Origin of the sequence: Botryobacter ruber, from assembly GCF_003347595.2 — a bacterium.
Taxonomy (GTDB): domain Bacteria; phylum Bacteroidota; class Bacteroidia; order Cytophagales; family Hymenobacteraceae; genus Pontibacter; species Pontibacter ruber_A.
The window spans coordinates 1-26,220 of sequence record NZ_QCZK02000041.1 but is presented as its reverse complement, the minus strand read 5'-3'; the positions used below and the strand labels follow the sequence as shown (position 1 = coordinate 26,220).

At 52.2% G+C, this 26,220-nt stretch carries 22 protein-coding genes and 1 pseudogene; 11 read left to right on the top strand and 12 right to left on the bottom strand.

The genetic code is table 11. From position 1 onward, the window contains the following. Position 1 precedes the first annotated feature (1 nt). From DCW36_RS12965 to hutF, 5 genes are all read left to right on the top strand, one after another. Complete coding sequence (locus DCW36_RS12965; RefSeq protein WP_240676170.1) at positions 2-1,123, top strand: TlpA disulfide reductase family protein; 1,122 nt, start codon at positions 2-4, stop codon at positions 1,121-1,123. 364 nt (positions 1,124-1,487) lie between these two features. Then, positions 1,488-2,732, top strand: a complete 1,245-nt coding sequence (gene hutI, locus DCW36_RS12960; protein ID WP_114778884.1) for an imidazolonepropionase — start codon at positions 1,488-1,490, stop codon at positions 2,730-2,732. Positions 2,733-2,749: 17 nt separating this feature from the next. Continuing rightward, on the top strand, positions 2,750-4,750 hold the full coding sequence (locus DCW36_RS12955) for a urocanate hydratase (protein WP_114778882.1): 2,001 nt from the start codon (positions 2,750-2,752) through the stop codon (positions 4,748-4,750). Between the two features lie 10 nt (positions 4,751-4,760). Beyond that, the gene (locus DCW36_RS12950; RefSeq protein ID WP_114778880.1) at positions 4,761-5,570 is read left to right on the top strand and encodes an N-formylglutamate amidohydrolase; all 810 of its coding nucleotides are present in this window, start codon (positions 4,761-4,763) and stop codon (positions 5,568-5,570) included. Next, a complete protein-coding gene (hutF, locus tag DCW36_RS12945) occupies positions 5,554-6,861 on the top strand; it encodes a formimidoylglutamate deiminase (protein ID WP_114778878.1) in 1,308 nt (435 codons plus the stop codon). The genes DCW36_RS12950 and hutF overlap by 17 nt, the downstream gene beginning before the upstream one ends. Before the next feature lie 46 nt (positions 6,862-6,907). Here hutF and DCW36_RS12940 read toward each other — a convergent pair whose 3' ends face one another. The 3 genes from DCW36_RS12940 to DCW36_RS12930 form a co-directional block, all read right to left on the bottom strand. After that, positions 6,908-7,498: a hypothetical protein gene (locus DCW36_RS12940; protein ID WP_114778876.1), complete on the bottom strand. Its 591-nt coding sequence runs from the start codon at positions 7,496-7,498 to the stop codon at positions 6,908-6,910. Next, positions 7,495-8,031, bottom strand: coding sequence for an acyl-CoA thioesterase (locus DCW36_RS12935; protein WP_114778874.1), 537 nt, complete (start codon positions 8,029-8,031; stop codon positions 7,495-7,497). Before DCW36_RS12935 ends, DCW36_RS12940 begins: the two co-directional genes overlap by 4 nt. Before the next feature lie 206 nt (positions 8,032-8,237). Next, complete coding sequence (locus DCW36_RS12930) at positions 8,238-8,897, bottom strand: protein-L-isoaspartate(D-aspartate) O-methyltransferase (RefSeq protein ID WP_114778872.1); 660 nt, start codon at positions 8,895-8,897, stop codon at positions 8,238-8,240. 181 nt (positions 8,898-9,078) lie between these two features. Here DCW36_RS12930 and DCW36_RS12925 point away from each other — a divergent pair, with 181 nt between their 5' ends. Beyond that, positions 9,079-9,663 (top strand): riboflavin synthase, encoded by a 585-nt coding sequence (locus DCW36_RS12925; protein ID WP_114779240.1) that lies wholly within the window; start codon positions 9,079-9,081, stop codon positions 9,661-9,663. A gap of 363 nt (positions 9,664-10,026) precedes the next feature. Here the strand turns inward: DCW36_RS12925 and DCW36_RS12920 are convergent, their stop codons facing one another. Together DCW36_RS12920 and hemF are read right to left on the bottom strand one after the other, a co-directional pair. Next, positions 10,027-10,605: a phosphatase PAP2 family protein gene (locus DCW36_RS12920; RefSeq protein ID WP_114778870.1), complete on the bottom strand. Its 579-nt coding sequence runs from the start codon at positions 10,603-10,605 to the stop codon at positions 10,027-10,029. Between the two features lie 2 nt (positions 10,606-10,607). Then, positions 10,608-11,510 (bottom strand): oxygen-dependent coproporphyrinogen oxidase, encoded by a 903-nt coding sequence (gene hemF, locus DCW36_RS12915; RefSeq protein WP_114778868.1) that lies wholly within the window; start codon positions 11,508-11,510, stop codon positions 10,608-10,610. Positions 11,511-11,638: 128 nt separating this feature from the next. Between hemF and DCW36_RS12910 the strand changes: the two genes are divergently transcribed. Both DCW36_RS12910 and DCW36_RS12905 read left to right on the top strand, forming a co-directional pair. Then, positions 11,639-13,717, top strand: a complete 2,079-nt coding sequence (locus DCW36_RS12910; protein ID WP_114778865.1) for an alpha-ketoacid dehydrogenase subunit alpha/beta — start codon at positions 11,639-11,641, stop codon at positions 13,715-13,717. 151 nt (positions 13,718-13,868) lie between these two features. Continuing rightward, entirely contained in the window at positions 13,869-15,029 is a 1,161-nt protein-coding gene (locus DCW36_RS12905; protein WP_114778863.1) for a hypothetical protein, read from the top strand. A gap of 67 nt (positions 15,030-15,096) precedes the next feature. Here DCW36_RS12905 and DCW36_RS12900 read toward each other — a convergent pair whose 3' ends face one another. The 5 genes from DCW36_RS12900 to hemN form a co-directional block, all read right to left on the bottom strand. Continuing rightward, positions 15,097-15,522, bottom strand: coding sequence for a DUF6438 domain-containing protein (locus DCW36_RS12900; RefSeq protein WP_114778861.1), 426 nt, complete (start codon positions 15,520-15,522; stop codon positions 15,097-15,099). Between the two features lie 111 nt (positions 15,523-15,633). Next, on the bottom strand, positions 15,634-16,227 hold the full coding sequence (locus DCW36_RS12895) for a hypothetical protein (RefSeq protein ID WP_125185174.1): 594 nt from the start codon (positions 16,225-16,227) through the stop codon (positions 15,634-15,636). Between the two features lie 103 nt (positions 16,228-16,330). Beyond that, positions 16,331-18,160, bottom strand: a complete 1,830-nt coding sequence (gene yidC / locus DCW36_RS12890) for a membrane protein insertase YidC (protein WP_114778857.1) — start codon at positions 18,158-18,160, stop codon at positions 16,331-16,333. 27 nt (positions 18,161-18,187) lie between these two features. After that, a complete protein-coding gene (locus DCW36_RS12885; protein ID WP_114778855.1) occupies positions 18,188-19,807 on the bottom strand; it encodes a CTP synthase in 1,620 nt (539 codons plus the stop codon). Between the two features lie 227 nt (positions 19,808-20,034). After that, a complete protein-coding gene (gene hemN, locus DCW36_RS12880) occupies positions 20,035-21,414 on the bottom strand; it encodes an oxygen-independent coproporphyrinogen III oxidase (RefSeq protein ID WP_114778853.1) in 1,380 nt (459 codons plus the stop codon). Positions 21,415-21,799: 385 nt separating this feature from the next. Here hemN and DCW36_RS12875 point away from each other — a divergent pair, with 385 nt between their 5' ends. After that, positions 21,800-22,924 carry an alanine racemase gene (locus DCW36_RS12875; protein WP_114778851.1) on the top strand — a complete coding sequence of 375 codons (1,125 nt, stop codon included), beginning with the start codon at positions 21,800-21,802 and terminating at the stop codon, positions 22,922-22,924. Positions 22,925-22,991: 67 nt separating this feature from the next. On the opposite strand, the gene DCW36_RS12870 is transcribed toward DCW36_RS12875, so the two are convergent. Then, positions 22,992-23,981, bottom strand: a complete 990-nt coding sequence (locus DCW36_RS12870) for a hypothetical protein (protein WP_114778849.1) — start codon at positions 23,979-23,981, stop codon at positions 22,992-22,994. A gap of 452 nt (positions 23,982-24,433) precedes the next feature. On the opposite strand from DCW36_RS12870, the gene DCW36_RS12865 reads away from it, so the two are divergent. Together DCW36_RS12865 and DCW36_RS12860 are read left to right on the top strand one after the other, a co-directional pair. After that, entirely contained in the window at positions 24,434-25,177 is a 744-nt protein-coding gene (locus DCW36_RS12865) for a nucleotidyltransferase (protein ID WP_114778847.1), read from the top strand. Positions 25,178-25,181: 4 nt separating this feature from the next. Continuing rightward, positions 25,182-25,931 (top strand): metallophosphoesterase family protein, encoded by a 750-nt coding sequence (locus DCW36_RS12860; protein WP_114778845.1) that lies wholly within the window; start codon positions 25,182-25,184, stop codon positions 25,929-25,931. Between the two features lie 159 nt (positions 25,932-26,090). Here DCW36_RS12860 and DCW36_RS23065 read toward each other — a convergent pair. Beyond that, positions 26,091-26,220 (bottom strand): annotated as a pseudogene (locus DCW36_RS23065) (IS256 family transposase); the annotation flags it as partial.

The following is a 26,220-nucleotide window of genomic DNA, read 5'->3' as shown; positions in this document are numbered from 1 at the left end:
AATGAAAATGAGATTCAGTAAGTTTGTGGTGCTGGCTTCGGCTGTGGCACTGCTGGGAGCTTGCCAGGGAAACAAGAAGGTTGCTAATGGCAGCAATTCTTTTGAAATTCTTGGTAAACTGCAGAATGCGCCCGAGAATGGCAGCATCTATTTATTTGAGCTTGGCGAAAGCCAGTTCATTGCCCGCGATACCTCTGAAATAGGCAAAGACGGCAGCTTCAAATTTGAAGGCACCGTAAAAGAGCCAACCTTTTACCAGGTAGGCCTGGACCGTCAGAAAGGCTTCTTCCTGGTGGTGGACAACAAGAAAATTGAGGTGGTTGCCGATGCCAACAATATTGCAAACCCGGTTAAAATAGAAGGCTCTGAAGATTCCAAACTCTTCCAGGAGCTGAATACGCTGGTACAGGAGTCTGCCAAAAAAGAGCAGGCACTCGGGGAGCGCTTTAACCAGGCTATGGCAGAAGGCAAAACAGACGAAGCAGAGAATATCCGGGAAGAGTATTTTGAGCTGCAGAAAGAGAAGAAAGCCTTCCTGGCCAAACATCCGGGATCGGTGGTATCGGTTTTCGGTACGCTGAACCTGGTCGACCCGAACAACGATTTCGCTTTCGCCGACAGCATGGCCACCCTCTACACCGAAAAGCTTCCCGACTCCAAATATACCGCGATGCTGAACGAGCGCCTGAAAGGGCTGCGCAGCACAGCGGTGGGTGCGGTAGCGCCCGACATTACCTTGCCTACACCAGATGGCGATATGATGTCGCTCTCGTCGTTGCGTGGTAAGTATGTGCTGGTTGATTTCTGGGCCTCCTGGTGCGGCCCCTGCCGCCAGGAAAACCCGAACGTGGTGCGCATGTACAACAAGTACAAAGACAAAGGCTTCGAAATTTTCGGCGTGTCGCTGGATCAGTCGGAGGATAAGTGGAAAAAAGCCATTCAGGCCGATAACCTCACCTGGCCCCACGTATCCGACCTGAAAGGCTGGCAGAGCAGCGCCGCCCAGCTCTACGGTGTAAACGCTATCCCGCAGACCATCCTGCTGGACAAGGAAGGCAAGATCATCGCTAAAAACCTGCGCGGAGCAGCCCTGGAGGAGAAACTGGAGAGCCTGCTGCAGTAAAGATATTAGCTTTAGAAACGGGAAGCCCTGGCAATAATATGCCGGGGCTTTTGCATTTTACAGGCTGTCTGACCGGCAGAATTTCAGTGCAGTTTATCTCTGGCAGCATTCAGGCTTGCTGTTTTTGTTCTGCTGCACCTGCCACCATAGCCTCTGCTGTACGTCTAGGGCAGGTGGTTTAATTTAATAATCAATCCCGGATAATTGTGGGCTTGTCCTGAAAACGCTAAAGAGCCGCTGCCGTACCTCCATAAAGTAAAGGAGGCTACCAGCCGATGATTTTCCGCATAACGAACGTGCCGTCGGATATCCAAAAGAGTTGGTAACCGATAAACCATACACCACCTCTTAACCTGCAGGCATCATGGAAAGCAATTTTAAATTTATTGGTCCCATTTCCCAGCTACTCACCCTGGAAGAACTTCCTCTCAAGGGGAGTATTCCCGGAAAAGCGATTGAACCGGTTCTGGATGCGGGGATGCTGATCGAGGGTGAAAAGATCCATAAAATTGCACCGTTTGATGCCTTACAGAAAGAAGCCTTAGCCGTTGGAGCCATTACAACCATGCTGACAGAGCCCTTCGTGTGCCTGCCCGGGCTGATCGATGCCCATACCCACATCTGTTTTGCCGGTACCCGGGCCAACGATTATGCCTTACGTACCGAAGGCAGGAGCTACCAGGAAATTGCAGCCGCAGGAGGAGGCATTTGGGATACCGTCACCCAAACCCGCGCTACCACCCGGGAGGAACTGGCGAACCTGACAGAACAACGGGCAGAGCGGCATTTGAAGGAGGGAGTAACAACCATCGAAGTGAAGAGCGGCTACGGGCTTTCGGTAGAGGAGGAGCTGAAAATGCTGCGGGCTATCCGGCAGGCAGATGTCCGGGTGAAAGCCGACCTGATCAGCACCTGCCTGGCTGCCCACACCTTGCCAAAAGACTTCGCCGGAAGCAGGCAGGAGTACCTGCAGCAGACGGAGGAAATGCTTTTGCCCATCCTGACAAACGAGCACCTTTGCCACCGCGTGGATGCCTTCGTTGAAAAAGAAGCTTTTTCGGCAGAAGAAATCAGGCCTTACTTTCTGCATGCGCAGCAAAAAGGGTTTTCCCTAACCGTGCATGCCGACCAGTTTTCGACAGGCGGAAGTGCACTGGCTGTGGAGGTGGGTGCCGTTAGCGCCGACCACCTGGAAGCCAGTACCCACAAGGAGATTCAGCTGCTGGCAGCGAGCGATACCGTGGCTGTTGCCTTGCCTGGCGCTTCGGTGGGGCTCGGAGGTGCCTTTGCACCGGCACGTAAATTACTGGATGAAGGCGCCTGCCTGGCCATTGCCAGCGACTGGAATCCCGGTTCTGCTCCTATGGGCGATCTGCTCACGCTGGCTTCCATTTTAGGCGCCTACGAAAAGCTTTCCGATGCCGAGGTTTTTGCCGGTATCACCTACCGGGCGGCCATGGCCCTGGGCCTGTACGACCGGGGCAGGCTGATACCGGGCCTCCTGGCTGATTTTGTTTTGTTTCCGGTAAGCGACTACAAGGAAATCCTGTACCAGCAGGGAAAGCTGAAGCCGGTTTCTGTCTGGAAAAGGGGCAGTTCAATAACCTAATCCGAAGGAAATAGCCTATGGACTTCAAAGAACAGATCAGGCAGGGAATTCCGGCTGTACTACCTCCCAAACGGCCTCATGACGCTACGGTGTCGCATGCGCCCAACCGGAAGCAGGTGCTGCGCACGGAAGAAAAAAAGCTGAGTGTGCAGAATGCCCTGCGCTACTTCCGGCAGGAGTGGCACCGGGAGCTGGCAGCGGAGTTCATGGAGGAGCTGGAGACATACGGGCGAATCTACATGTACCGCTTCAGGCCGGATTACGAGATGTATGCGCGCCCGCTGAAGGAGTACCCGGCCCATTGTGTTCAGGCTGCTTGTATGATGCTCATGATCCAAAACAATCTCGACCCGGCTGTAGCGCAGTACCCGCACGAACTCATCACCTATGGCGGTAACGGGAGCGTGTTTCAAAACTGGGCACAGTACCTGCTGGTTATGCAGTACCTTTCCCAGCTGTCAGAAAACCAGACGCTGCACCTGTACAGCGGCCATCCGCTGGGCCTGTTTCCTTCCACACCTGCAGCTCCCAGGGTGGTTATCAGCAACGGCATGATGGTTCCAAATTACTCCAGGCCCGAGGATCTGGAAAAGTTCAGTGCGTTGGGCGTTACCCAGTACGGCCAGATGACGGCTGGCTCCTGGATGTACATCGGGCCGCAGGGCATTGTACACGGCACTACCATTACTGTGATGAATGCGTTCCGAAAAGCCTTAAAAGAAGAGGCCACGCCTGCCGGTAAATTGTTCCTGACATCCGGTTTAGGCGGAATGAGCGGCGCCCAGCCCAAAGCAGGCAACATCGCAGGCTGCATCACGGTCTGCGCCGAAATAAACCCGAAGGCAGCACAAAAACGATACGACCAGGGCTGGGTAAACGAGATCATAGAGGATATGGAGGCGCTGATTGCCCGCACCAGGAAAGCAAAAGCAGGACAAGAGCGTGTCTCGCTGGCATACATCGGCAACGTGGTGGATGTATGGGAGCGTTTTGCCGCAGAAGAGATCTACATTGACATTGGCTCCGACCAGACTTCCCTGCATAACCCTTTTTCGGGAGGCTACTATCCCGTGGGTTTGTCGTTTGAGGAATCGAACCAGCTGATGGTAACGCAACCGGAACAGTTCAAAGAAAAGGTGCAGGAGTCGCTCCGGAGGCAGGTGGCGGCCATCAACAAACATGCGGCAACAGGCACTTACTTTTTTGATTACGGAAATGCTTTTCTGCTGGAGGCAAGCCGGGCAGGGGCCGATGTGATGGCAGCCAATGGCACCGATTTTCGTTACCCCTCTTACGTGCAGGATATTGTGGGGCCGATGTGCTTCGATTATGGCTTTGGCCCCTTCCGCTGGGTCTGCACCTCAGGAAAACCTGAAGACCTGGCTGTGACGGACCAGCTGGCGCTAAGTGTATTGAAAGAGATACACCAGACGGCACCGCAGGAGATTATCCGGCAGTTAGAGGACAATATCAAATGGATTGAGGAGGCTCCGCTGAACAAGCTGGTGGTAGGGTCGCAGGCCAGGATTTTGTATGCCGATGCAGAAGGAAGGGCCAGGCTGGCGGAACAGTTTAACCAGGCCATACGCGCCGGGAAAATATCGGCACCGGTTGTCCTGGGCCGCGACCACCACGACGTTGGCGGCACCGATTCGCCTTACCGCGAAACAAGCAACATTTACGATGGCAGCAGGTTTACCGCCGATATGGCGATACAGAATGTAATCGGCGACAGCTTCAGGGGCGCCACCTGGGTGTCCATCCATAATGGCGGGGGAGTAGGATGGGGCGAGGTGATAAACGGTGGATTTGGATTAATGCTGGATGGTTCGGAGGCGGCGGAGGAAAAACTGAAGAACATGCTCTTTTTCGATGTGAACAATGGCATTGCCAGGCGAAGCTGGGCGCGCAACAAAGGAGCAACTTTTGCCATCAAACGCGAAATGCAAAGGACGCCTCTACTGCAGGTAACCCTGCCGCACCAAGTAGATGAGCAGGTGCTGGATGATTTGATTTAACCTCTTTCCTATGGATGCTTTCAACATAACCGGACCAGCAGCAATCAGCTCTCCCATCCTCTTCAGCATTCCACACTGCGGAACCAGAGTTCCGGGCGATATCCTTCCGGAGTACAAGGCGGAGCTGCTGCCGCCCGATGACACGGATTGGTATGTCGACCAGCTGTATGCGTTTGCGCAGGAAATGGGCATTACCGTTATCTCAGCAGTCTACAGCCGTTGGGTAATCGACCTGAACCGGAATCCGGATAACGCACCGCTATACCACGATGGCCGCATCATCACCGACCTTTGCCCCTGCACGGATTTCCTGGGACGCCCTATTTACCACGACGAAAGAAGGCAGGTCCGACCGGAGGAACGGGAAAGAAGAAAACGCCTGTACTATAATCCGTACCACCAGAAGCTGCAGGAGCTCTTGCTGGCGACAAAGGTGAAGTTCGGAAAGGTGCTGCTCTGGGATTGCCATTCCATCAGGAGACTAGTGCCCACCATTAGCCCGCATCCTTTCCCGGACCTGCTGCTGGGCACGGCTGACGGCCTTTCTGCACCTGCCACCATTGTCTCTGCTGCTATGGATGCACTTTCGTCTGGTGAATTTGAGGTACGGCAGGACTATTTGTTCAAAGGCGGCTATATCACCCGTCACTTCGGGCAACCTGAGCAGCAGCAATATGCGCTGCAGCTGGAGATGCCAAAAGAGTTGTACATGAAGGCCGGCGAAACCGAATACGATGCCGCCCGAGCCCGGAAAGTGCAGCAGGTTCTTCGTCAAACCTTCACAGCCTTAACCACCATCCTCCATGCTTCCACACCCTGACCAGCTCAAGTTTTACAGGTTCCGTTACCTGCTGCTCCATGACGGGTGGCTAAGTCCAGCCTACGTCGGGGTGGACAAGGCAGGGCTGGTGCAGTATTTGTCAACTGAAAAACCGCCAGCAGAAGCCGCAGTGGAAATGGTGGAAGGAGCAGCATTGCCTGGTTTTCAGAACGCCCATTCCCATGCCTTCCAGTTCGGCATGGCCGGCAGAGCCGAAACACACCAGGAGGGAATCGAGGATGATTTCTGGACCTGGCGCGAAGCCATGTACACCTGCGCCTTATCCTACAGCCCCTCCCAAATGAAAAAGGTGGCGGTAAGGCTGTACAAGCAGATGCTCCGCAATGGCTACACCCATGTGGGTGAATTTCATTACCTGCACCACGACCAGAACGGCCAGCCTTATGCCAACCTGGCGGAAATGGGGGAGCGGCTGATCGAAGCAGCTGCAGAAGCAGGCATCAAAGTTACCCTTATCCCGGTTTTTTACCAGAAAGGGAATTTCAACACAGCACCTGCCCCCCGGCAGCGCCGCTTCATTTGCCACGATACCGATGCTTATTTTAAACTACTGGACAGCAGCCGCATAGCCGTCAGCCGGTATGAAAACGCCGGCTTGGGCTTTGGAGTGCATTCCCTCCGGGCTGTGGATGCGGCTGCTATACAAACAACTTACGCAGATGGGCCCGAAAACCTGCCTTTCCATTTGCATGCCGCCGAGCAGCTGAAGGAGGTGGATGACTGTGTGGCAGCGCTGGGGCAGCGTCCGGTGGAGTGGCTGCTGGATAACCTGGAGGCTGGTCCTCGGCTCAACCTGGTGCACTGCACGCACATGACGGAAAGCGAAACGAGCCGTTTAGCAGCATCGGGTGCAACTGTCATTCTCTGTCCGGGCACGGAGGCAAACCTGGGAGACGGGATATTTTCATTGAAGGCTTTCACCCGCCACAACGGCTCCTGGGCCATCGGTACCGACAGCCAGGTAAGTCTGAACCCGCTGGAAGACCTCCGCTGGCTGGACTACACCCAGCGCTTGCAATCGCATAAGCGCAATACGTTTGCCGATGGGGCTTCTTTAATGATACACAGCAGTTTAGTTTCTGGCAGAAAAGCCATGGGAGCAGCCTCGGAAAGTTACTTCTCGGTGGGCAAACCATTGGATGCGGCAGTTTACGACCTGAAGCATCCTGCCCTGGAGCAGGCAAGTCCCGGTTATTTACTGGCTGCTATGGTGTATACAGCTGATAGTGCTGCATTATTGGGAACGATGGTGAACGGGAAGTGGGTGTAGCCTGAAAAAGGCACCGCAAACAGTAAGGGGGACAGGGATTTTAAGCTTATAAAAACACCTGCCTGAGCGCATTCCACAGCAGCTTTTTCTGCTCCTGGTCCGTGTCCAGCACCGCCAGCGACTGCGAGAAAACGATTGGCACCTGGTCTACCACCACCGGCTTGTAAAGCATGAATTTTTCGTGCGGATGCTGCGTATCGATGCGGCTGGCAAAGCTGATGATGTAACTTACCTCCAGGGCTGCCTCCAGGGCTTCGAACTGTGCCACCTGCCCGGAAACGTTATTGACAAAGGCAACATCGGCAGGAGAGAGGCCGATTGCCTGCAGAATCTTACGCAGGAATTCCTGCTGCGGCAAAGCCCGGAAAGCGGCATCCGGCAGCGTTACCAGCACCACGACGCCTTTCCCGTTGCTGCCGATAATATCAAACGGAGCAGCAGAGGCTTTGGTGGCTGGTGGTGAGGCAGGTGCAGGCTGCTCCTGAGCGGTCGGCGGAGCCGTTGGTGCAGGCACAGTACGTTCAGTGGCAGGCTGCGCAACAGCAAAAGCCTCCTCGTCCGGAAGCAGGTAAAGTGTTTCCGTGAAAAAGCTTCTGAAGAATTCGCTGTTCTGCTGGTCTGCCGCTAAGGGTGTCATGCTTTTATTTCGTCGTCTTTGATATCAAATATGGAGCGCAGCTCATTGGCTTCGCTCGGTTTCATACGACCGGCTAACACCAGGCGCAGCTGCCGGCGGCGCAGGGCACCGTCGAAATGCTTCATTTCTTCCTCGGTTTCAGGAATGGCTTCGGGCACATCAATTGGGTTGCCCAGCTGGTCTACCGCCACAAACGTAAAGTAGGCCTGGTTCGACATGGCTCTTCTGCCGCTTGGAATATCTTCGGCATACACCTCAATCCGAACCTCCATGGACGAATTAAAAGCGCGTGTTACTTTTGCTTCCAGCGTAACCACGTTGCCCAGTTTGATGCTTTCAGAAAAAGAAACATTATCTACAGAGGCCGTCACCACAATCCTGTTAGAAAATTTCTGAGCCGAAATAGCTGATACAATGTCCATCCAGTGCATCATTTTACCTCCCATCAGGTTGTTGAGGGTGTTGGTGTCGTTGGGCAGTACCAACTCGGTCATGATCACATAGGAGTCTTTAACTTTTTTCTGTTTTCGCATTTTGTAGTGTAGTAACGTGGTAGAGCAGTTTCTGAGGCAAAGATACGAGCATAAAGGCAATGGAAAAAATTGTTTGCGTAAACTATCATTTGTTATTAAGCCCGATACGCCAACTCAGGCCGGCTTTTAGGGATAGCTCAACCCGAAACTGCCCGTGTAATACTTGCTGTTTTATGTATGAACGGAAACACTTTGTTCTATAAAAGCTACACACCGGCGTCCCAGCCTGATTTTCCAAGGAGGGGTACAAATTTAAAATTGGAGAACTCTTCTTTCGTAAAATCGTTTTCGCCGGTTCGCGTAATACGCAGCATTTTCTGCGATTTTTCGTCTCCAACCGGTATAACCAGAATGCCATCAGGCTTCAGTTGCTTTACCAGGCTCTTGGGGATACCCGGGGCACCGGCGGTTACAATAATTTTATCATAAGGTCCATAGCCGGGCAAGCCTTCGGAGCCGTCGCCGTGAAAGGTATGCGGGTGCAGGTGGTGCGCCTTGAAAAAACGTTTCGCTTTTTCGTACAGGGGCCGGTTGTATTCGATGGTGTAGACATGGGGGGTAATCTGCAGCAAAACAGAACACTGGTAGCCGGAGCCGGTACCAATCTCCAGCACCTTGTCGGTTGGCTTCAGTTTGAGCAACTCCGACTGGAAAGCAACCGTGTAGGGCTGCGATATGGTTTGCCCTTCGCCAATCGGGAAAGCTTTATCTTCGTAGGCCTGCTCCAGAAAAGCACCTTCAAAAAAGAAATGCCTGGGCACTGCTTCTATTGCCGCCAGCACACGCTCATCCCGTATACCTTTTTCCCGCAACTGCTTTACCAGCGCCCGTCGCATTCCTTTATGTCTGTACAAGTCTGTTTGCATCGCTATTACTTCTGTTTATTCTTTATTTTAATACTGTAAACCAGTCCCGGAAGTTAGTTTTTGCGAAAATAAGGAAGCCGGATAAATAAATATATATTTTCCCGCAGGAATGATTTCTGCTCCCGGATTTATTGTTAGCGTGAAACCTGCTATTTTTACCACATACAAAAGCTACAGAAAGATGTTCACAGGTATTATAGAAGCCCTCGGAACCGTAGAAGCGATACGGGAAGAGGGCACCAACAAGCACTTTACCATCTCCAGCCCCTTTACGCCGGAGCTCCGGATCGACCAGAGTGTCGCACACAACGGCATCTGCTTGACCGTGATTGCACTCACCGAAAATAACTATACCGTTACTGCCATTGACGAAACGCTGAAAAAGACAAATCTGAACTTCGTAAAAGAGGGCGACAAGGTAAACCTGGAGCGCTGCATGCAGGCCAATGGCCGCTTCGACGGGCACGTAGTACAGGGGCACGTAGACCAGGTGGGCGTGTGCGAATCGGTGGAAGAGCAGGGTGGCAGCTGGATTTTTACCTTCCACTACGATGCCGGCACCGGGAACGTAACCGTTGAGAAAGGCTCCATCTGCGTGAACGGTATCAGCCTGACCGTTGTCAACTCACAACCCGACCGCTTTTCTGTCGCCATTATTCCCTACACCTACGAGCACACCAACCTGCACCAGGTAAAACCCGGCGATACCGTAAACCTGGAATTTGACATCATCGGCAAGTACGTGGCAAGGCTGTTGAAGAGGTAGAGAGTTTGGGAGTTTGGAAGTTTAGGAGTTTGGGAGTTTAAGAATTTAGGAGGTAGAGAGGTAGAGAAGTAGAAATTTTGGAATTTTTGTAGGGGTTGAAGATTTTCAACTCTGCTGTAACAGAAAAGCGAAAGGTTAAGGGTATAGCTGTGGAGACCCGGTGCCCGCGTCTCCTGCACGAACCACAGACAAATCCAATCCTGTTAATCCTTAAATCTTCTTAATCTTGTTCAGACAAACCTAATCCTGAAAATTCTAAAATTCTGTGAATCCTGATTCAGACAAATAAAAAATCATAGAAATCATTTTAATCACCGTAAATCAAAGGTTCAGACAAAAAAATCAGCGGTTCAGGCAAATAAGCTACTGCTGATGAAAGAAGCTGTACCTGCTCACTACATATTTGTATCCTACTGAACTTCCAAAAGCCAGTACAGAACCCAGAACCGCACCGCCAATAATATCGCCGGGATAATGCACGCCCAGGTAAATGCGGCTGTACGATACCACCACCGCCCAGGCCACCAGCACGATCTTGAAAATAAAGTAGCGGTCCGACAGGATCAGGTTAAAGAAAACGGCCAGCGCAAACCCCGTAGAGGCGTGCGACGACATAAACCCGAACTGGCCGCCGCAGCCCTGCACAATGTTTACCAAACCGGAAAGGTCTTCTTCGTAGCAGGGGCGGGGACGGGCGAAGTAGGGTTTAAAGATGCCGGAAGCGATAAAGTCAGCCAGGCCGATGGCGATCACGCACATGACCAGCATCGGGATGCTCTGGCGGCGGTAGCGGTAGATGATGTAGGCAATGAGCAGGACGTAAAAGGGTATCCAGAAATACTTGTTGGAGGTGTAAATCATGATGGCGTCCCAGAAGGGACTGTGCTGGTTGTTGAGGAACAGGAACATTTCCTGGTCCAGCTTTTCTAAAGCCTCTACCATACCTATGCCTCCAGGTTTACCCAGTCGATATCTTTTTTCAGGTACTGCAGCGTCTGCTCTTCGGTGCTTCCGGGTTCGGGCTGGTGGTTATAAACCCAGGAAGCATGCTGTGGCAGGCTCATCAGGATAGATTCGATGCGGCCGCCGGTCATCAGGCCGAACTTGGTGCCCCGGTCGTAGACGAGGTTAAACTCTACGTAGCGGCCCCTGCGGATGAGTTGCCACTGTTTCTGCTGCTCGGTGTAAGGCAGGTCCCGGTTTTGGTTAACGATGGCGGTATAGGCAGGAGCAAAGGCATAAGCCACATCTTTCACAAAAGCAAATCGCTCTTCGAGTGAGATTTCGTCGGTTGCCATCAGCCTGTCGAAGAAGATGCCGCCGACGCCGCGGGTCTCCTGGCGGTGCACGTTGTAGAAATAGTCGTCGGCCCACTTCTTGAACTCGGGGTAGTAGGAGGGATGATGCTTGTCGCAAACCGCTTTCAGCGCCAAGTGGAACTCCCTGGCCTGCTTCAGGTCCACATAAATAGGTGTCAGGTCGATGCCGCCGCCAAACCAGGCTTTGCCGTTGCCTGCTTCGAAATAGCGCACATTCATGTGCGTGATGGGCACCATGGGGCTGTGCGGGTGCAGTACCACCGAAACGCCTGTCGCAAAAAAGTTGGGGTCGGGCATTTCGAGCATCTTCAGGAACTGGGGCGAGAGCTGCCCCTGCACGGCAGAGAAGTTGACACCGCCTTTCTCCAGCACATTTCCGTTTTCGATCACGCGCGAACGTCCGCCGCCGCCCTGTTCGTGTTCCCAGATATCCTCTTTAAAGGTGGCGCCGCCATCGCAGGTTTCGAGGGCCTGGCACAAATCATCCTGGAACTTCCGGAAAAATGCTTCCACTTCTTCTCTGAACATAATTGCTGTGTTTTTTTGGATGGACACAAAAATACTTAATTAACCCTGTTCTACCGAATTGTAAAGGTATTTTAGAAAGAAGACAGAAATTTGTAATTTAGAGGCACAACCGAACATAGCAGCTGCATATGGATAAAGTAATGATGGAGGCACAAACAATAGAGCTGGCTATTCTGAAAAAAGCATACCGCCTGATGGAAACTGCCAAAACAATGGCAGCCACCTATGAAGATAATAAAGCCATCTGCAGTAAGTATGTACATGCTACCTCCCGGGGGCACGAAGCCATACAGCTGGCAACTGCCCTGCAGCTGAAGCCGTACGACTATGCCGCCCTCTATTACCGCGACGAGTCCATTCTGCTGGGTATCGGGCTGCAGCCGTATGAACTGATGCTGCAGCTGCTGGGCAAAGCAGATGACCCCTTTTCCGGAGGCCGTAACTATTATGGCCATCCCTCCCTGAAACGCGAAGGTTTCCCGACCATTCCACATCAGAGTGCCGCGACCGGCATGCAGGCTATTTCATCGACAGGCATGGCGCACGGCATTGCCTACCTGGAGTCGCAGGGGCTGCTGAAGGGAGAGGAAAAGCCGGTGGTGCTTTGTTCGATGGGCGACGGTGCCGTAACAGAGGGCGAAGTGGCAGAGGCTTTCCAGATGGCCGTGCTTAAGAAGCTGCCCATCGTCTACCTGGTGCAGGATAACGAATGGGGTATTTCGGCCAAAGCCAGCGAAATGCGCGCCATGGATGCGTATGAATATGCAGCAGGCTTTAAAGGAATGGAACGGCTTCGGTTAGATGGGACTGACTTTGTGGAGGCGTATGAGGGCATGCAGGTCGCGTTTGACTATGCCCGCAAGCTCCGCAAACCTATCCTGGTACACGCGCGTTGCCCGCTGCTGGGCCACCATACTTCCGGTGTGCGGCAGGAATGGTACCGGGGCGATGATCTTCAGAAACAGCGGGAGCGGGATCCGCTGCCGAAGCTACGGGAGGTGCTGCTCGATTCGGGCGTGACCATAGAGGAGCTGAACGGTATAGCGCAGCAGGCACGCGAAGCGGTGGCTGCCGATTTCCGGCGGGCGCTTGATGCGCCTGATCCTGACCCTGCTTCTTTTGATAAAGATGTGTTTGCCCCCACCCCGGTAACGGAAGAGCAAGGCCAGCGCAAACCGGCAGGTGTCGAAAAAACGAATATGGTGGATGCGGCCCTGCATGCCGTCGATGATATTTTAAGAACTTACCCCGAAGCATTGCTGTATGGCCAGGATGTGGGCGGAGAACTGGGCGGCGTTTTTCGCGAGGCCGCCCTGCTGGCTAAAAAGTACGGCGACGATCGTGTTTTCAATACTCCCATACAGGAGGCTTATATTATCGGTTCCACAGCGGGCATGGCTGCTGTGGGAGCCAAAGCCATTGTGGAGATACAGTTTGCCGATTACATGTGGCCCGGTTTGAACCAGCTGGCAGGCGAGATTTCCAAGAGCTATTACCTCACCAACGGAAAGTTCCCGGTGCAGGCGCTGATCCGGGTGCCAACCGGCGCCTATGGCTACGGCGGCCCTTACCACTCCGGCAGTATCGAATCTACGCTGCTCAACATACGGGGGGTGAAGGTGGTGTATCCTTCCAATGCCGCCGATATGAAAGGCCTGATGAAAGCCGCTTTCCTGGACCCGAACCCAGTGGTGATGCTGGAGCACAAAGGGCTGTACTGGTCCAAACTGCCTGGTACTGAAAGCGCCAAACGGGTGGAACCCAGCGAAGACTACATTATACCGCTGGGCAAGGCGCACATTGCCCAGCATGCCAGTGAAGAGCAGGTGCGCAACGGCAATAGCCTTACGGTTATAACGTACGGCATGGGAATATACTGGGCCAAAATGGCATCCGAACAGTTTAATGGCAGCATCGAAATCCTGGACCTGCGCACGCTCAACCCGCTCGATTTTGAGGCGGTCACAGCCTCTGTGCAGCGGCATGGCAAGGTGCTGGTGCTTACAGAGGAGCCCCTGATGAACTCCTTTGCCGAGTCGCTGGCCGGACGTATTTCAAAAGCCTGTTTCCAGCAGCTCGATGCGCCGGTGTTTACGCTGGGCGCTGCGAATCTGCCAGCTATCCCGTTAAGCGTGGAGCTGGAGAAAATGATGCTGCCAAATGCCGATAAAGTAGCAGCGGCGATGCGGGAACTGCTGAATTATTAGTAGTTGCAGGAGCAGCGGGAGTGGTGGCAGGTGCAGAAAGCTTTTTTTTGTCTTTAAATACGAATCACTTCCTGAATCTGGATGGTGAAGAATAATTGTTGGAAATTTAATATTTGTTGTAGAGATTGTGTCTGGTTAACACAATCTCTACATGAAATTTTTGATTCCTATTTTCCTGGTGTTTTTTCTTCTGAGCTGTGGCAGTGAAAAAACTTCTGTTGCCAGTGAGCCTATCGTATCATCAATCGAAAAGAATGCTTCTCATCAGCTGGACACTATTTTTTATGTTGATAATGTAGTTACAGAGAAGCAGGAAACAAGCAAAAAATTTAGTTACGGCTCTGATAGCTACCAAGTAGATGTGGTTGCTTTTAGTTTGGGTGATACTGCTTTTACAGAAGTATATACAGACTCAACAATCATTCCTCATACAGTTCATGTAGAAAAGTATCATAACAACGCCTATCAGGTTAAGGTCAGTAAGAATGGGAAACTACTCTACAACCGTATGCTGACCAAGAAGGACTTTATGGGCATGGGTGGTGACTACACAGTTAAAATAAGCTATCCATCTGTACCTGTTCCAATTGGAGTTGCAGCGAATGGCTGGGCTGTTTTTGATTTATGGCTTGTTGCTAATGAAAGTGATTATGGAGGCATCGCTTTTTTTGCATTGGATGAAACTGGAAATCTTGTGTTGAAAGACTTTTATGGTGGCTCCGGCGGAAGTGGCTGCAGTAGTCTGCAACTTTCAGATGACAGAAATCATATCTTAACCTGTACTACCCTATATTCCCTTAACGGTGAAAGCATCAAATTTGGAAGGGACAATATGGTAGTAACCTCTTTCCTGACCGATAGCAGTTTTGTTGCGATTACAGATATCGTGACTAAATCTGAAATGAGGACCAGACAGGAAACATATAACGGCAAACTTCACACAATTAAATATCTGCACGAAGAGCGGGATAATACATCTGACAATCTTATTATTTATGATACAGGAGGAAAGAAACTGGCAGGTTATCGGTACGATGGCTTTTCTAACGAACTGGATTATTCTGTTCCAATGGAGTTAGTTCCTGCTTTAGACAAGCTGGTTTTGCTGGATGAAGAAAAACAGCTGCTATATCTGATCAGCATTTCAAACCCTGCTCAAGCCACTTTTCTAAAGTTGAATGACCTGCCACAGCAAACGGAGCCAGGCAGTAAGGATTTCGAAGCTTCAGTGGTAATGCAAGGGTTCTCTGGAAACAAACATGGTATCTACTTTATTGGGGATAAAATAGCGTACCAGCTACTAAAAGAGTAGAAGCAACTGGGCTATTTGAAGGAGCAGTGGGAGTGGTGGCTGGTGCAGAAAGCTTTTTTATACTGGATTACTCCTTCGCTGCTGTACTTCGGCTGATGACACCTAGTAACAGCGCATCCATTTTTTTCTGAAACAGCTGGAGATCTTCCGGTCCGCCTTCCTGGTGCTTCACGCTTTTAGCTTCGCGGCCTGCTTCATAAAAGGTAGTAATAGTCGAGGGTTGATCGGTACGCTGGGAGAGGTAGGTGGTGCGCCAGCCCTGGTAAGGCAGGTGGTTGAGGTCCCGCTTCAGTCTTTCCAGCTCCTTTGGGGTTAGCTTGCTTGCCAACGTGTCGGTGAAGGGAACATGCGCCCAGGCCTTAAAAATGATTGTCCCGTCGGTGTAGATGTGGGCATCGAAGGCGGGGCAGGTGCCGTAGCAGGGTGTTTTCTGGTACAGCAGGAGCAGCTGTTTGCCGCCTGTTTGTGGCTGCAGGTTCTGTTCCGGAACCATCGTTCTGCAAGCGATAAGTGATACAACGGCAAGAGCTGCAAGCAGCAAACAGCAAAGGAGCCTGCTGACGGAGGTGAAATAGAATTTTGCCTGTTTCATAAACACATCCTTCTACAAATCTTCTTCCGAAATCCTTCTGAATTTTCCGTTTTCAATCACAAAAGCTTCCGGGGTACAGTAGGTACACTCTTCGTAATTAATAGCCGCATCCGGCGGATTGATGATGAAAATGCGGCTGTTCACACTGTACCTGGCGCCGGCGCTGCTCTGTATTTTATCGGTTACCTTACCGGTTTGCCTGTCTACCACATAATGGTACTGACAAGCCGTGCCGCAACCTACCGTTACTACTGTGTACTTGTCGGCAAAGTTTATGCCTGCTTCCATGCCTTTCAGCAAGGCTGATTTGTACCTGGTGGCTTCGGGGTGACTTTTTTCATCCAGCGGCGCCAGTTCTCCGGTATACTTTTCTTCTACTTTAAAGTCGCTTTTGGTTTCATATTTTTCCATCGTGATGCGGTAGCGCTGGTAGAGGTCGGGCCGTTCGTCCGAGGAGATAGGCGTTCTGACAGAATCTTTTCGCAGCTGCTTCTCCAGTTTGGGGTGGGTGCTCCCCAGGGATTTGTCGTCGCTGTCGCCGGACTGGCAGGCGAAGAGGGTACAGGCCAATAGCAGGCATCCGGGTGTGGTCAGGTTTGTTTTCATGGCGCAACTTTGTAGGAATAGATACGGAATCAGCGGCAGTAAAGCCAATAAAAAAAGCCTTTCCATTTAACGGAAAGGCTTTCTGGGCACTGATGAACTGTCTTTATTTTTTTGTTTTCCGGGCTCTTTTTTCAGCTTCTTTCTCTTGTGCTGCCCGCATGGCGTCCTGCATTCGCTGGGCAAAGGAAGGACCCGATTTCTTGTCTTTGTTCTTTTCCTTGTTCTCTTCCAGCTTGGCCCGCACTTTCTTTTCGTCCACGAACTTGCGGATGGCCGCCTGCTGACCGAAGGTTACGATGTTGGAAACAAAGTAGTAGAAGCTAAGGCCTGCCGGGAAGGAGTTCAGCACGAACATGAAAATAACCGGCATCAGGTAGCTGTAGAACTTCATAGGCCCCTGCATGGTGTTTACCTGGTTGTTTGACCAGGTATACAGGATGGTGGAGGCCGTCATAAGGAGCGTGAACATACTCACATGGCTGCCATAGAACGGAATTTCAAACGGAAGCCGGGCAAAAATATCGTAGGTAGAAAGGTCGTCGGCCCACAGGAAGGCCTCCTGGCGCAGCTCGATGGAGTTCGGGAAGAAATTGAACATCGCGAACAGGATCGGGATCTGCAGCAGCATCGGGATACAGCCGCTCATCGGGTTTACGCCCATTTCGGAGTACAGCTTCATCGTCTCTACCTGCGTCTTCTGCATGTCGCCTTCGTTGCGCTCCTTAATGGCATCAATCTCCGGCTTGAGCACCTTCATCTTCGCCATCGACACGTACGACTTGTAAGTCAGCGGGAACAGAATGGTTTTGATGTAGAGCACCAGCAGGATAATGATGATGCCATAGTTGCCGATGAAGTTTTCCAGGAAGTCGAAGGCCGGGATGATGAGCAGCTTATTTACCCAGGAGAAAATGCCCCAGCCCAGGTCCAGGTTCTTGTTAAAATCGTTGCCGATGTTCTTCAGGATTTTATAATCGTTGGGGCCAAAGTAGAACATAAAGTCTCCTTTGCCCGACAGCACATCCTGCGTTGGAATCAGGATCTGCGAAGAAAGCGACTTCACGATCACCGAATCGGCTGGATTGGTGGCGGCTTCGAGTCTGGCGCCGGCAAAGCTGTTGGTAGCGATAATGCCCGCCGTAAAGAAGTTCTGCTTGTTGGCAACCCACTTTACAGGTTTTTCCAGCGTTTCCGTTTCAGTGTCTTCGGAGATAGATAGTTTATCAAAGCCATCTTCTTCGGTGTAGTAGTTGATGGTGGACTTGGCGCGGTTCTGCTTGATATCGCGCTCCAGCTGCTTCAGGCGGTCATTCCAGGTAAGGGTGAGGGTATTGCCGCTTACCATGTTGTTCAGCCCCTTGAAATCGAGTTTATAGCCTAACTGGAAGCTGTTTTCGAACAGCGTGTACACCTGGTCGATGTACTGACCTTCGCCCACAGTTGCCCGAAGCGTAAGTACCTGCGCAGGTGTTTTGCCGGAAGCATCTTTTCGAACCTCGGAAGGCGTGAAGTACAGATCCGAAAATTTAACTGTCTTGCCGTCGTTGGTGGTGAAGGAGATATCGGTTTCGCTGCTTTCGCTGTCGAACAGGATCAGCGGATTGCCCCGGTGCGTTTTGTAATTTTTAAGCAGTACTTCTTCTACCTGGCCGCCGCGGGTGCTAAAAGTAACGCGGATATTTTCGTTCTCTAAGGTAGTTGTACGGGCCTCGCCGGTAGCGGCTGTGCTGAAAGCTCCCAGTGCAGCTGCCCGGTTGGCCTGTGCTACGGAATCATCTATGGCAGTGGCCGGTGCAGGCGCAGTGGTTTGCTCCACCTGGGCTGTCGGTTGCTGTGCAGGTTTGGTTTCTTTGTCAGTTCCACTGAAAAAGAAGGTGTAAGCCAGCAGCAGCACGGCAATCAGTCCAAAGCCTATCGCTTGATTTCTATCCATTTAAAAAGTATTGATTTGTGTAAATGCTTATTTAGATTTTGAGTACCGCATGCATGCCCGGATGAAATGAACAAAGAGCGGGTGCGGGTTCAGCACCGTACTCTTCAGTTCCGGGTGATACTGTGCCGCCACAAACCAAGGGTGGTTGCGCAGTTCGATCACTTCTACCAGGCCCGTGTCCGGGTTAACGCCAGAGGCAGCCATACCGGCTTCTTCAAAAGGAGCTATGTAGTTGTTGTTGAACTCATAGCGATGCCGGTGGCGTTCCGAGATTTTTCCCTTCCCATATATTTCATAAGCTTTTGAACCCTTTTTTAGTTCACACTGGTAAGCTCCGAGGCGCATGGTACCGCCTTTCTGGGTGATCTCTTTCTGCTCGGCCATCATGTCGATCACCGGGTGTGGTGTTTCGGGGTTCATCTCGGTAGAGGCGGCGCCCTGCAGCCCCAGCACGTTACGTGCAAACTCTACAGCGGCACACTGCATGCCCAGGCAGATACCCAGGAACGGAATATAATTTTCGCGGGCGTGGCGAATCGCTTCCAGTTTGCCCTGGTACCCGCGCTCGCCAAAGCCGGGCGCTACCAGCACGCCATCCATGCCGCGCAGGAATTCGGCTACGTTGTCGTCGGTGATGTGCTCCGACTGCAGCCACTTGATGTTTACTTTACACTCGTTGAAGGCGCCGGCGTGTATGAACGCTTCGTTGATGGATTTATAGGCATCGTGCAGCTCCACGTATTTCCCCACCAGGGCAATGGTAATTTCTTCGGTCGGGTTTTTCAGGCGGCCTAAGAACTCTTTCCAGCTTTCCAGGTTGGGGTCTTCGGACCGTGGCTGCAGCTTCAGCTTGTTGATGACACGCTCGTCCAGCTTCTCTTTGCGCATGAGCAGCGGCACGTCGTAAATAGTTTCGGCATCCAGCGATTCGATCACCGAGTTTACTTTCACGTTGCAGAACAGGGCAATTTTCTTGCGCATTTCCGCCGGGATAGGATGCTCGGAGCGGCACACGAGGATGTCGGGCTGCACACCGGCTTCGGAAAGGGCTTTAACCGAGTGTTGGGTTGGTTTTGTTTTCAGTTCGCCGGCTGCTTTCAGGTAAGGCAGCAGCGTGAGGTGAATTACCAGCGATTCGTGGTTGCCCAGGTCCCAGCGCAACTGGCGCACGGCCTCCACAAACGGCAACGATTCAATGTCGCCAATGCAACCGCCAATTTCAGTGATAACGATGTCGTATTCCCCGGTTTCGCCGAGCAGGAGCATGCGGCGTTTGATTTCGTCGGTAATGTGCGGCACCACCTGCACAGTTTTACCCAGGAAAGCGCCCTGGCGCTCCTGTGTGATCACGTGGTGGTAAATCCGGCCGGTGGTTACGTTGTTAGCCTGGGAGGTTGGCACGTTCAGGAAACGCTCGTAGTGCCCCAGGTCGAGGTCGGTTTCAGCGCCGTCTTCGGTTACGTAGCACTCGCCGTGCTCGTACGGGTTCAGCGTGCCCGGGTCGATGTTAATGTAAGGATCAAATTTCTGGATAGTTACAGATAATCCTCTTGCCTGTAACAATTTTGCAAGAGAAGCGGAAATGATACCTTTACCAAGGGAGGACGTTACACCGCCTGTAACAAAAATGTATTTAGTAGAAGCCATAAGTTAGGGTAAGTCTTATGGACTGCAAAGGTACGGTAATATTTTGATTTATCCGGCATGTAGCCTTTACTTCTGCTGCCTGCTTAGTAGATAAAAGTTAAGATTCAAGTGAGCGGTGCTGTTTTTAGAGATATTTTTAGAAAAAAAGCCGTGCATTTATTTCCTGTTACTGTTGTACACAGGCAATACATTCACGGCTTTGGAATTTGATAAACCCTGTTGTGCACCTACACCGATCTGCTGAACACCGGCGTAGACGGCTGCTTTTCCCACAGGCGCGCATCGAGGCACATGGCAATGTTGCGCAGGAACGTTCTGCCAGCTGGTAAAATCTTTATTTGTTTATTGCTGAAGAACACCAGGTCATCGGCAGCTAACGGGTGCAGTCGTATCAGGGCATCTGCCATTTTAGGTAAATCGGCGCTGTGCCAGGAGGTCTGAAACCGGCACATCAGGTTGCTGATTTGTTCCCGGAAAAACAAATCATCCTCCGTCAGTTCATGCCCTTTCAGGATGGGTAGTTCCCCGGCGCCAATTTTTTCCTCGTAAGCCTCTACTTCTTTTACATTCTGCATAAAGGCGGTGCCGGTGTCGGAGATGCTGGAGGCGCCCAGGCCAATGAGCAGCTCCGTGTGGCGGGGCGTGTAGCCCATAAAGTTGCGGTGCAGCGTGCCGTTCTGCGCAGCCAGGAAAAGTTCGTCGGTAGGCAGTGCAAAATGATCCATGCCTATTTCGGCGTAACCCGCCTCCAGCAGCAGCCCCTTCCCCAGCTCGTATAAACCTCTTTTTACCGGTGCAGACGGCAAATCAGCTTCGGAGTAGCGGCGCTGCGACTTGCTTTTCCAGGGCACGTGGGCATAGGAGTAAAAGGCGATGCGCTCCGGCTTCAGTACTTTCAGTTTCTCCACCGTATCGCGCACGCTGTCGGCTGTCTGGAAGGGCAGGCCGTAAATTATGTCGGCGTTGATGGAGGTGTAGCCAATGGCCCGGGCGGCATCGAATATTTCTTTTGTCCTGGCAAAGGTCTGCATGCGGTTGATCACGAACTGCACACGCGGATCAAAATCCTGGATGCCAACGCTCAGCCTCCGGAAGCCCAGTTCATACAGCACCTCCAGCTGCTCGGTGTTGGTGGCGTTGGGATGCACCTCTATGCTGAATTCGGCATCGGGTGTTACGTCGGCTTTCTCCAGGATTTTTTCCAGCAGGTATTTTAAGTTCGCAGCACTGAAGAAGGTAGGGGTGCCGCCGCCCAGGTGCATTTCGGCAATGCGGGGGCGCTCGCCGAACAGCTGCAGGTACTGGTCCCACTCCTGCAGCAGGGCCTGGAGGTAAGGCGATTCCACCGCATGGTTTTTCGTGATGCGTTTGTTGCAGCCGCAATAGGTGCAGAGCTGCTCGCAGAACGGCAGGTGCAGGTACAGGCTGATGCCCTGGCTGCTGTTTGTCTTTCTAAATGCCTGTTGCACGTGCAGCGACCACTGTTGCTGCGTTAGCGGCTTTTCGTCCCAGTAGGGTACGGTGGGGTAGCTGGTGTACCGTGGCGAGGGTACATCGTACTTGGCCAGCAGGTCGGCAGGTGTAAGTATAGGAAGGGACAAAGCCATTTTTTTCTTTATTTTGTAATGAAAACAGTTTTCGAACTTATCTTATTGCAAAGTTCCGGCCTTTATGCCCGGCAGGAAATGACATAAGTCAGTGGTATAACTGATATTCTGCCGCAGATCGCCGGAAAATTTTTCTGCAGCCACAGTCACCACTCCCGCTGCACCTGGGCGGGAGGAGCAGAAGGAATGGTGGCAGGTGAAGCAGAAGTTTGAGAAGTGTAAACAGGGAATAACAGGCCAGCAGCGGGTTTGATGGCAGCAGCTGTAAGCAAAATTCAGCTTACTACAGGTCTTTGCGGTCCTTCGTATTTGATTTGGCTGTTCTTTGTCTGGCTGTTTTTTCCGTATGAGGAGTAAGATCGTCTACATTGATTCGAATTGAACTATGTTAAATATTACAGTACCCACTTTGCTGCTCGATAAAGCAAAGTGCCTGAACAATATAACACGCATGGCAGAAAAGGCCAGGCGGAACCGGATTCGGCTTCGCCCGCATTTCAAAACACACCAATCGGCGCAGGTGGGGGAGTGGTTCCGGGCGCAGGGGGTGGAGGCCATTACGGTTTCCTCCCTGCGAATGGCCGTGTATTTTGCCCAGCATGGTTGGCAGGATATAATGGTGGCCATGCCGGCAAACATCCGCGAAATCGAAACGATCAATGCCCTTGCCCGAAGCATTAAGCTGCATCTGATTGCGGTTAACATCGAAACACTACAGGCGCTCGCCCGCCAGCTGCAGCACCCAGTCAACATTTGGATTAAGATTGATACCGGCTACCGGCGCACGGGCGTGCTGCCCCACAACTACCAGGACCTGGACCAGCTCATGGCGTTTATCGCCAGCCAGGGACGTTTTGTATTCCAGGGTTTCTTGTCGCACGACGGGCATACCTATAAGCAGACGGATAAGGAGGCCATCCAGACCATTCACAATACCAGCGTTTACCTGCTGCAACAGCTTCGCCGCCGTTACAATAGCCTGTTTCCGCAAATTCAGTTATCTACCGGCGATACGCCCTCCTGCAGCATCCTGGAAGACCTCTCGGGGGTAGATGAGATCAGGCCCGGCAATTTTGTGTTTTACGACCTCATGCAGCAGCGCATCGGTTCCTGCGCTTACCAGGATATAGCGGTGTGTGTGGCCTGCCCGGTGGTGGCCCTGCACCCCGAAAGGCAGGAGTTGATTATCTATGGCGGCAGCGTGCACTTTTCAAAAGAAGCCATTATGCTCGAAGACAGCTCTTTAATGTACGGGGAGGTAGTGGAGCTGCACCCGGAGGGCTGGTCTGCGCCGCTGGAGGAGATGGAGGTGGTGTCGCTGTCGCAGGAGCATGGGGTGGTGCGCGCTTCGGATGAGCAGCTGCGGAAGTATAGTGTGGGCGATTTGATCTACATTCTGCCCGTGCACTCGTGCCTGACCGCCGACCTGATGAAAGGCTACCTGACGCTGGAAGGGGAGTGGCTGGAGCACCTGTCGGGTGTGCCTGCCCAAAGGCAGCTGCTGGTGTAATTTTGTAGCAGCTAAAAGAAAAGCGGTATGAACATAGATCACACCGCTTTTCCTGAACAATTTTTAATTAAAACCTGTCAGGGCCATAGCCGCCGGAGTAGTAGCCGCTCATGCCATAAGGTTTGTTTTCTTGCCTGCTGCTGCTATCGAACCAGCCCAGCGAGCCATAGTTGCCGTCCGAAGAGCTGTAGTCGCCGCGGGTTACCCTGTTGTAGCCGCTGCCCATGTAGTTGCCGCGATCGCCGCCGTAGCTGTACGAAGGAGAATCGTCTTCGTCATAATAGCCTCGTTGCGGCCTGTCCTGGAACCTGCGGGAGGTGTAGGTGCCATAGAGATCGCTGTCGCTGCGTTGGTTTCGGTTGCTGCTCCAGCCACCACTGTCTCTGTCGCTGCTCCAGTCCCGGTTTCTATCCCAATTGCCTCTGTCGCGGTTGCTGCTCCAGTCGCTTCTGTCGCGGTTGCTGCCGCCCGTGTCTCTGTAGCCTCTGCTGCTGTTCCAGTCTATCCGGTCCCTGTCGCTGTTCCAGTCTCTGTCGCGGTAGTCATTCTGGCTGCTGTGGAAACTGTCGTAGTCAGGATGCTGGTTGCGGTTACGGGACTCCTGTTGCCAGTCGCGCTGACGGTCCCAGTCGCGTTGCTGCCCATGTAAATTGCGGTAGGGGTTGTCGTCGAAATCGAGGGAGCCGTGGCCGCTGTCGAAGGAATGGTTCAGGCCATCGTCGTGCCGCCGTTGCGACGAGTAGCCGGCGCGGGTGGAGCCAAAGCCCTGTGCGCCGCCGTAGCTGCCCATGTTGCCGTAGTTGCGCGACGAGCCGTACGTGCCACCCGTATCGCGGTACCCTGTATTTCGCGAGCCACCCATTTCATTTCCCTGGTTGCCAAAGGTGCCAAAATTGCCTTCGTTGCCGTAACCGCCGCGTGCAGAAGCGCCATAGTCATCAAACTGATAACGTTGATAACCGGATGAAGCCTGCGCAGGATGACGGTAGCGTTCGGAGCGGCGTGTATGAAAGTCGTATTCCTCTTGCCGGTACTGGTCTGGCTGGTATCTGTTCATAAGTTTGTTTTTTAGAGTTTATAATAAGGTGTTGTTATCCACTATTAACGGCGGGTGCCGGCACAGTGTTTACATAAAACCCGGAATCCGCTGCAGCCCGGGTGCTGAAGGCGGCAAAAGTACGCTATAGGCTACAGGCGCTGCACCCGCCACTGCAGCAGAAGAGCTGGGGCAGACAAAGTGATTCATGTGGTATTTTGGATTTAAACAAGGCAGGTAAGGTGCGTTTTTGATACCCTCTTCAGAAGTTAAGACGGTAATTGCTGAGGGATAACCATATTTACAGGTAGGAACAACAAATTTGGTCACAACCAAGTAAATGCTTCTACTCCGGCTTTATAACAATTTAACTATAAACGACAAGTTGCTTCTGCGTCTGTGCCGGAGGAAAATCTGAAAAGAGCGAAAAAAGCAGGACTACCTGCGCCTGAAGCAACGCATGGAAAGAGATTATGCTACCTAAAACTGAAAAAGAAAAGAAAGCATCGCATAAGTTTAACTGTGAAGCTTTAGAGTTGTTGAATGCCAGTGAGGCGCCCTACCTGGTAGGAGGTGGCTATGCACTACGGCTGTATACAGGCATACAGCGCGATACCAAAGACCTGGACATATTCTGCAAAGCGGGCGACTGCCCCCGGATCATGAAAGTTTTCTCCGATAACGGCTACGAGACAGAACTGACGGATGCGCGCTGGCTGGCGAAAGCCAAAAAAGGAGATCATTTTATCGATATGATCTTTAACAACCCAAGCGGCCTGAGCCCTGTGGACGAAAACTGGTTTAAGAATTCTGTAAAAGGAGAACTGTTCGATTTTAAAGTGCGCTACATTGCGGCTGAAGAGCTGATCTGGTGTAAAATTTATGTGCAGAACCGTGAGCGCTACGATGGCTCCGACATCAACCACACGCTGCTGCGCTATGGCAAAAAGCTCGACTGGAAACGCCTGTGGCTGCACCTGGAACAGCACTGGCAACTGCTCCTGGCCCAGCTGCTCAATTTCCAGTTCGTGTACCCCTCCGAACGCGACATTATTCCGCGCTGGCTTTTTGACGAGCTGCTGATGCGGGCAAAGGAGCAGTTTGATGCCCCCACCTCGTTAGAGAAAATCTGCCGCGGCCCCCTGATCGACCAGACACAGTATGAGCCTGACAGTACCGAATGGCACTACAAGGTAGTAACAATGAAATCGATATAACAACATGGAGCATAAGGCGAACCCTCAAGGGAAAACAAGAATAGCCGCTGTTGGCGATATTCATGTACGTGAAACCGACCGCGGGCACTGGACTGGTTTTTTTAAGGAAGTTTCGGAACAGGCCGATTTGCTTTTGCTCTGCGGCGACCTGACCGACACAGGCCGGGTGGCAGAAGCGGAAGTGCTGTCCGAAGAACTGCGGGCCTGCTCCATTCCGGTAGTAGGGGTACTGGGCAACCACGACTACGACAAAGATCAGCAGGAGGGAATCGTAAAAGCCCTTACCGAAAGTAACATGCACCTGCTGGATGGCGAGAGTGTCGTGATCGGAAACGTGGGCATAGCCGGCGTAAAAGGATTTGGCGGCGGGTTCGACCAGGGCATGCTGTCGATGTTCGGGGAACACGCCATGAAAGCCTTCGTGCAGGAAGCCGTAGACGAATCGCTGAAACTGGACGGGGCCCTGGCCCGGTTAGACAGTGAACACAGTAATATAAAGAAAGTGGTGGTGATGCATTATGCCCCCATCAAAGCCACCGTAGTTGGTGAGCCGGAAAATATTTTCCCGTTCCTGGGTTCCTCCCGCCTGGCCGAACCGCTCGACAGGAGAGAGGTTGTCGCCGCTTTTCATGGACATGCCCACATCGGGACCATAGAAGGCGAAACAGCCAGCGGTGTAAAAGTTTATAATGTGTCGAAGCCGCTGCTGGTGCAGGAAGGATACAAGTCGTCTTTCTTTTTGCTGGAAGTGTAACAGCTTGCAAAGCCGCAAAGAGCAGAGGCTGTGGTGGCAGGGGCAGCAGAACAAAAACTACCTTTCATGCAGCTTTTGTCGGGAGTGTAAACGAAACTGTGTCACTCATTTTTTTAATGGCTTTTTTGATGTTACGGCTTTAGCCTAACATCAAAAAAGTCAAACCCTCAGGTGGGTCCTGAGTCTTTCCTCAAACATGATAAAAAGCTGAGAGAAAGTCAAGGCCCAGTTAGGCAGTGGCATCGTCCATTTTTTCTCTACATTCATCACCACCAGGTAAACGAGCTTG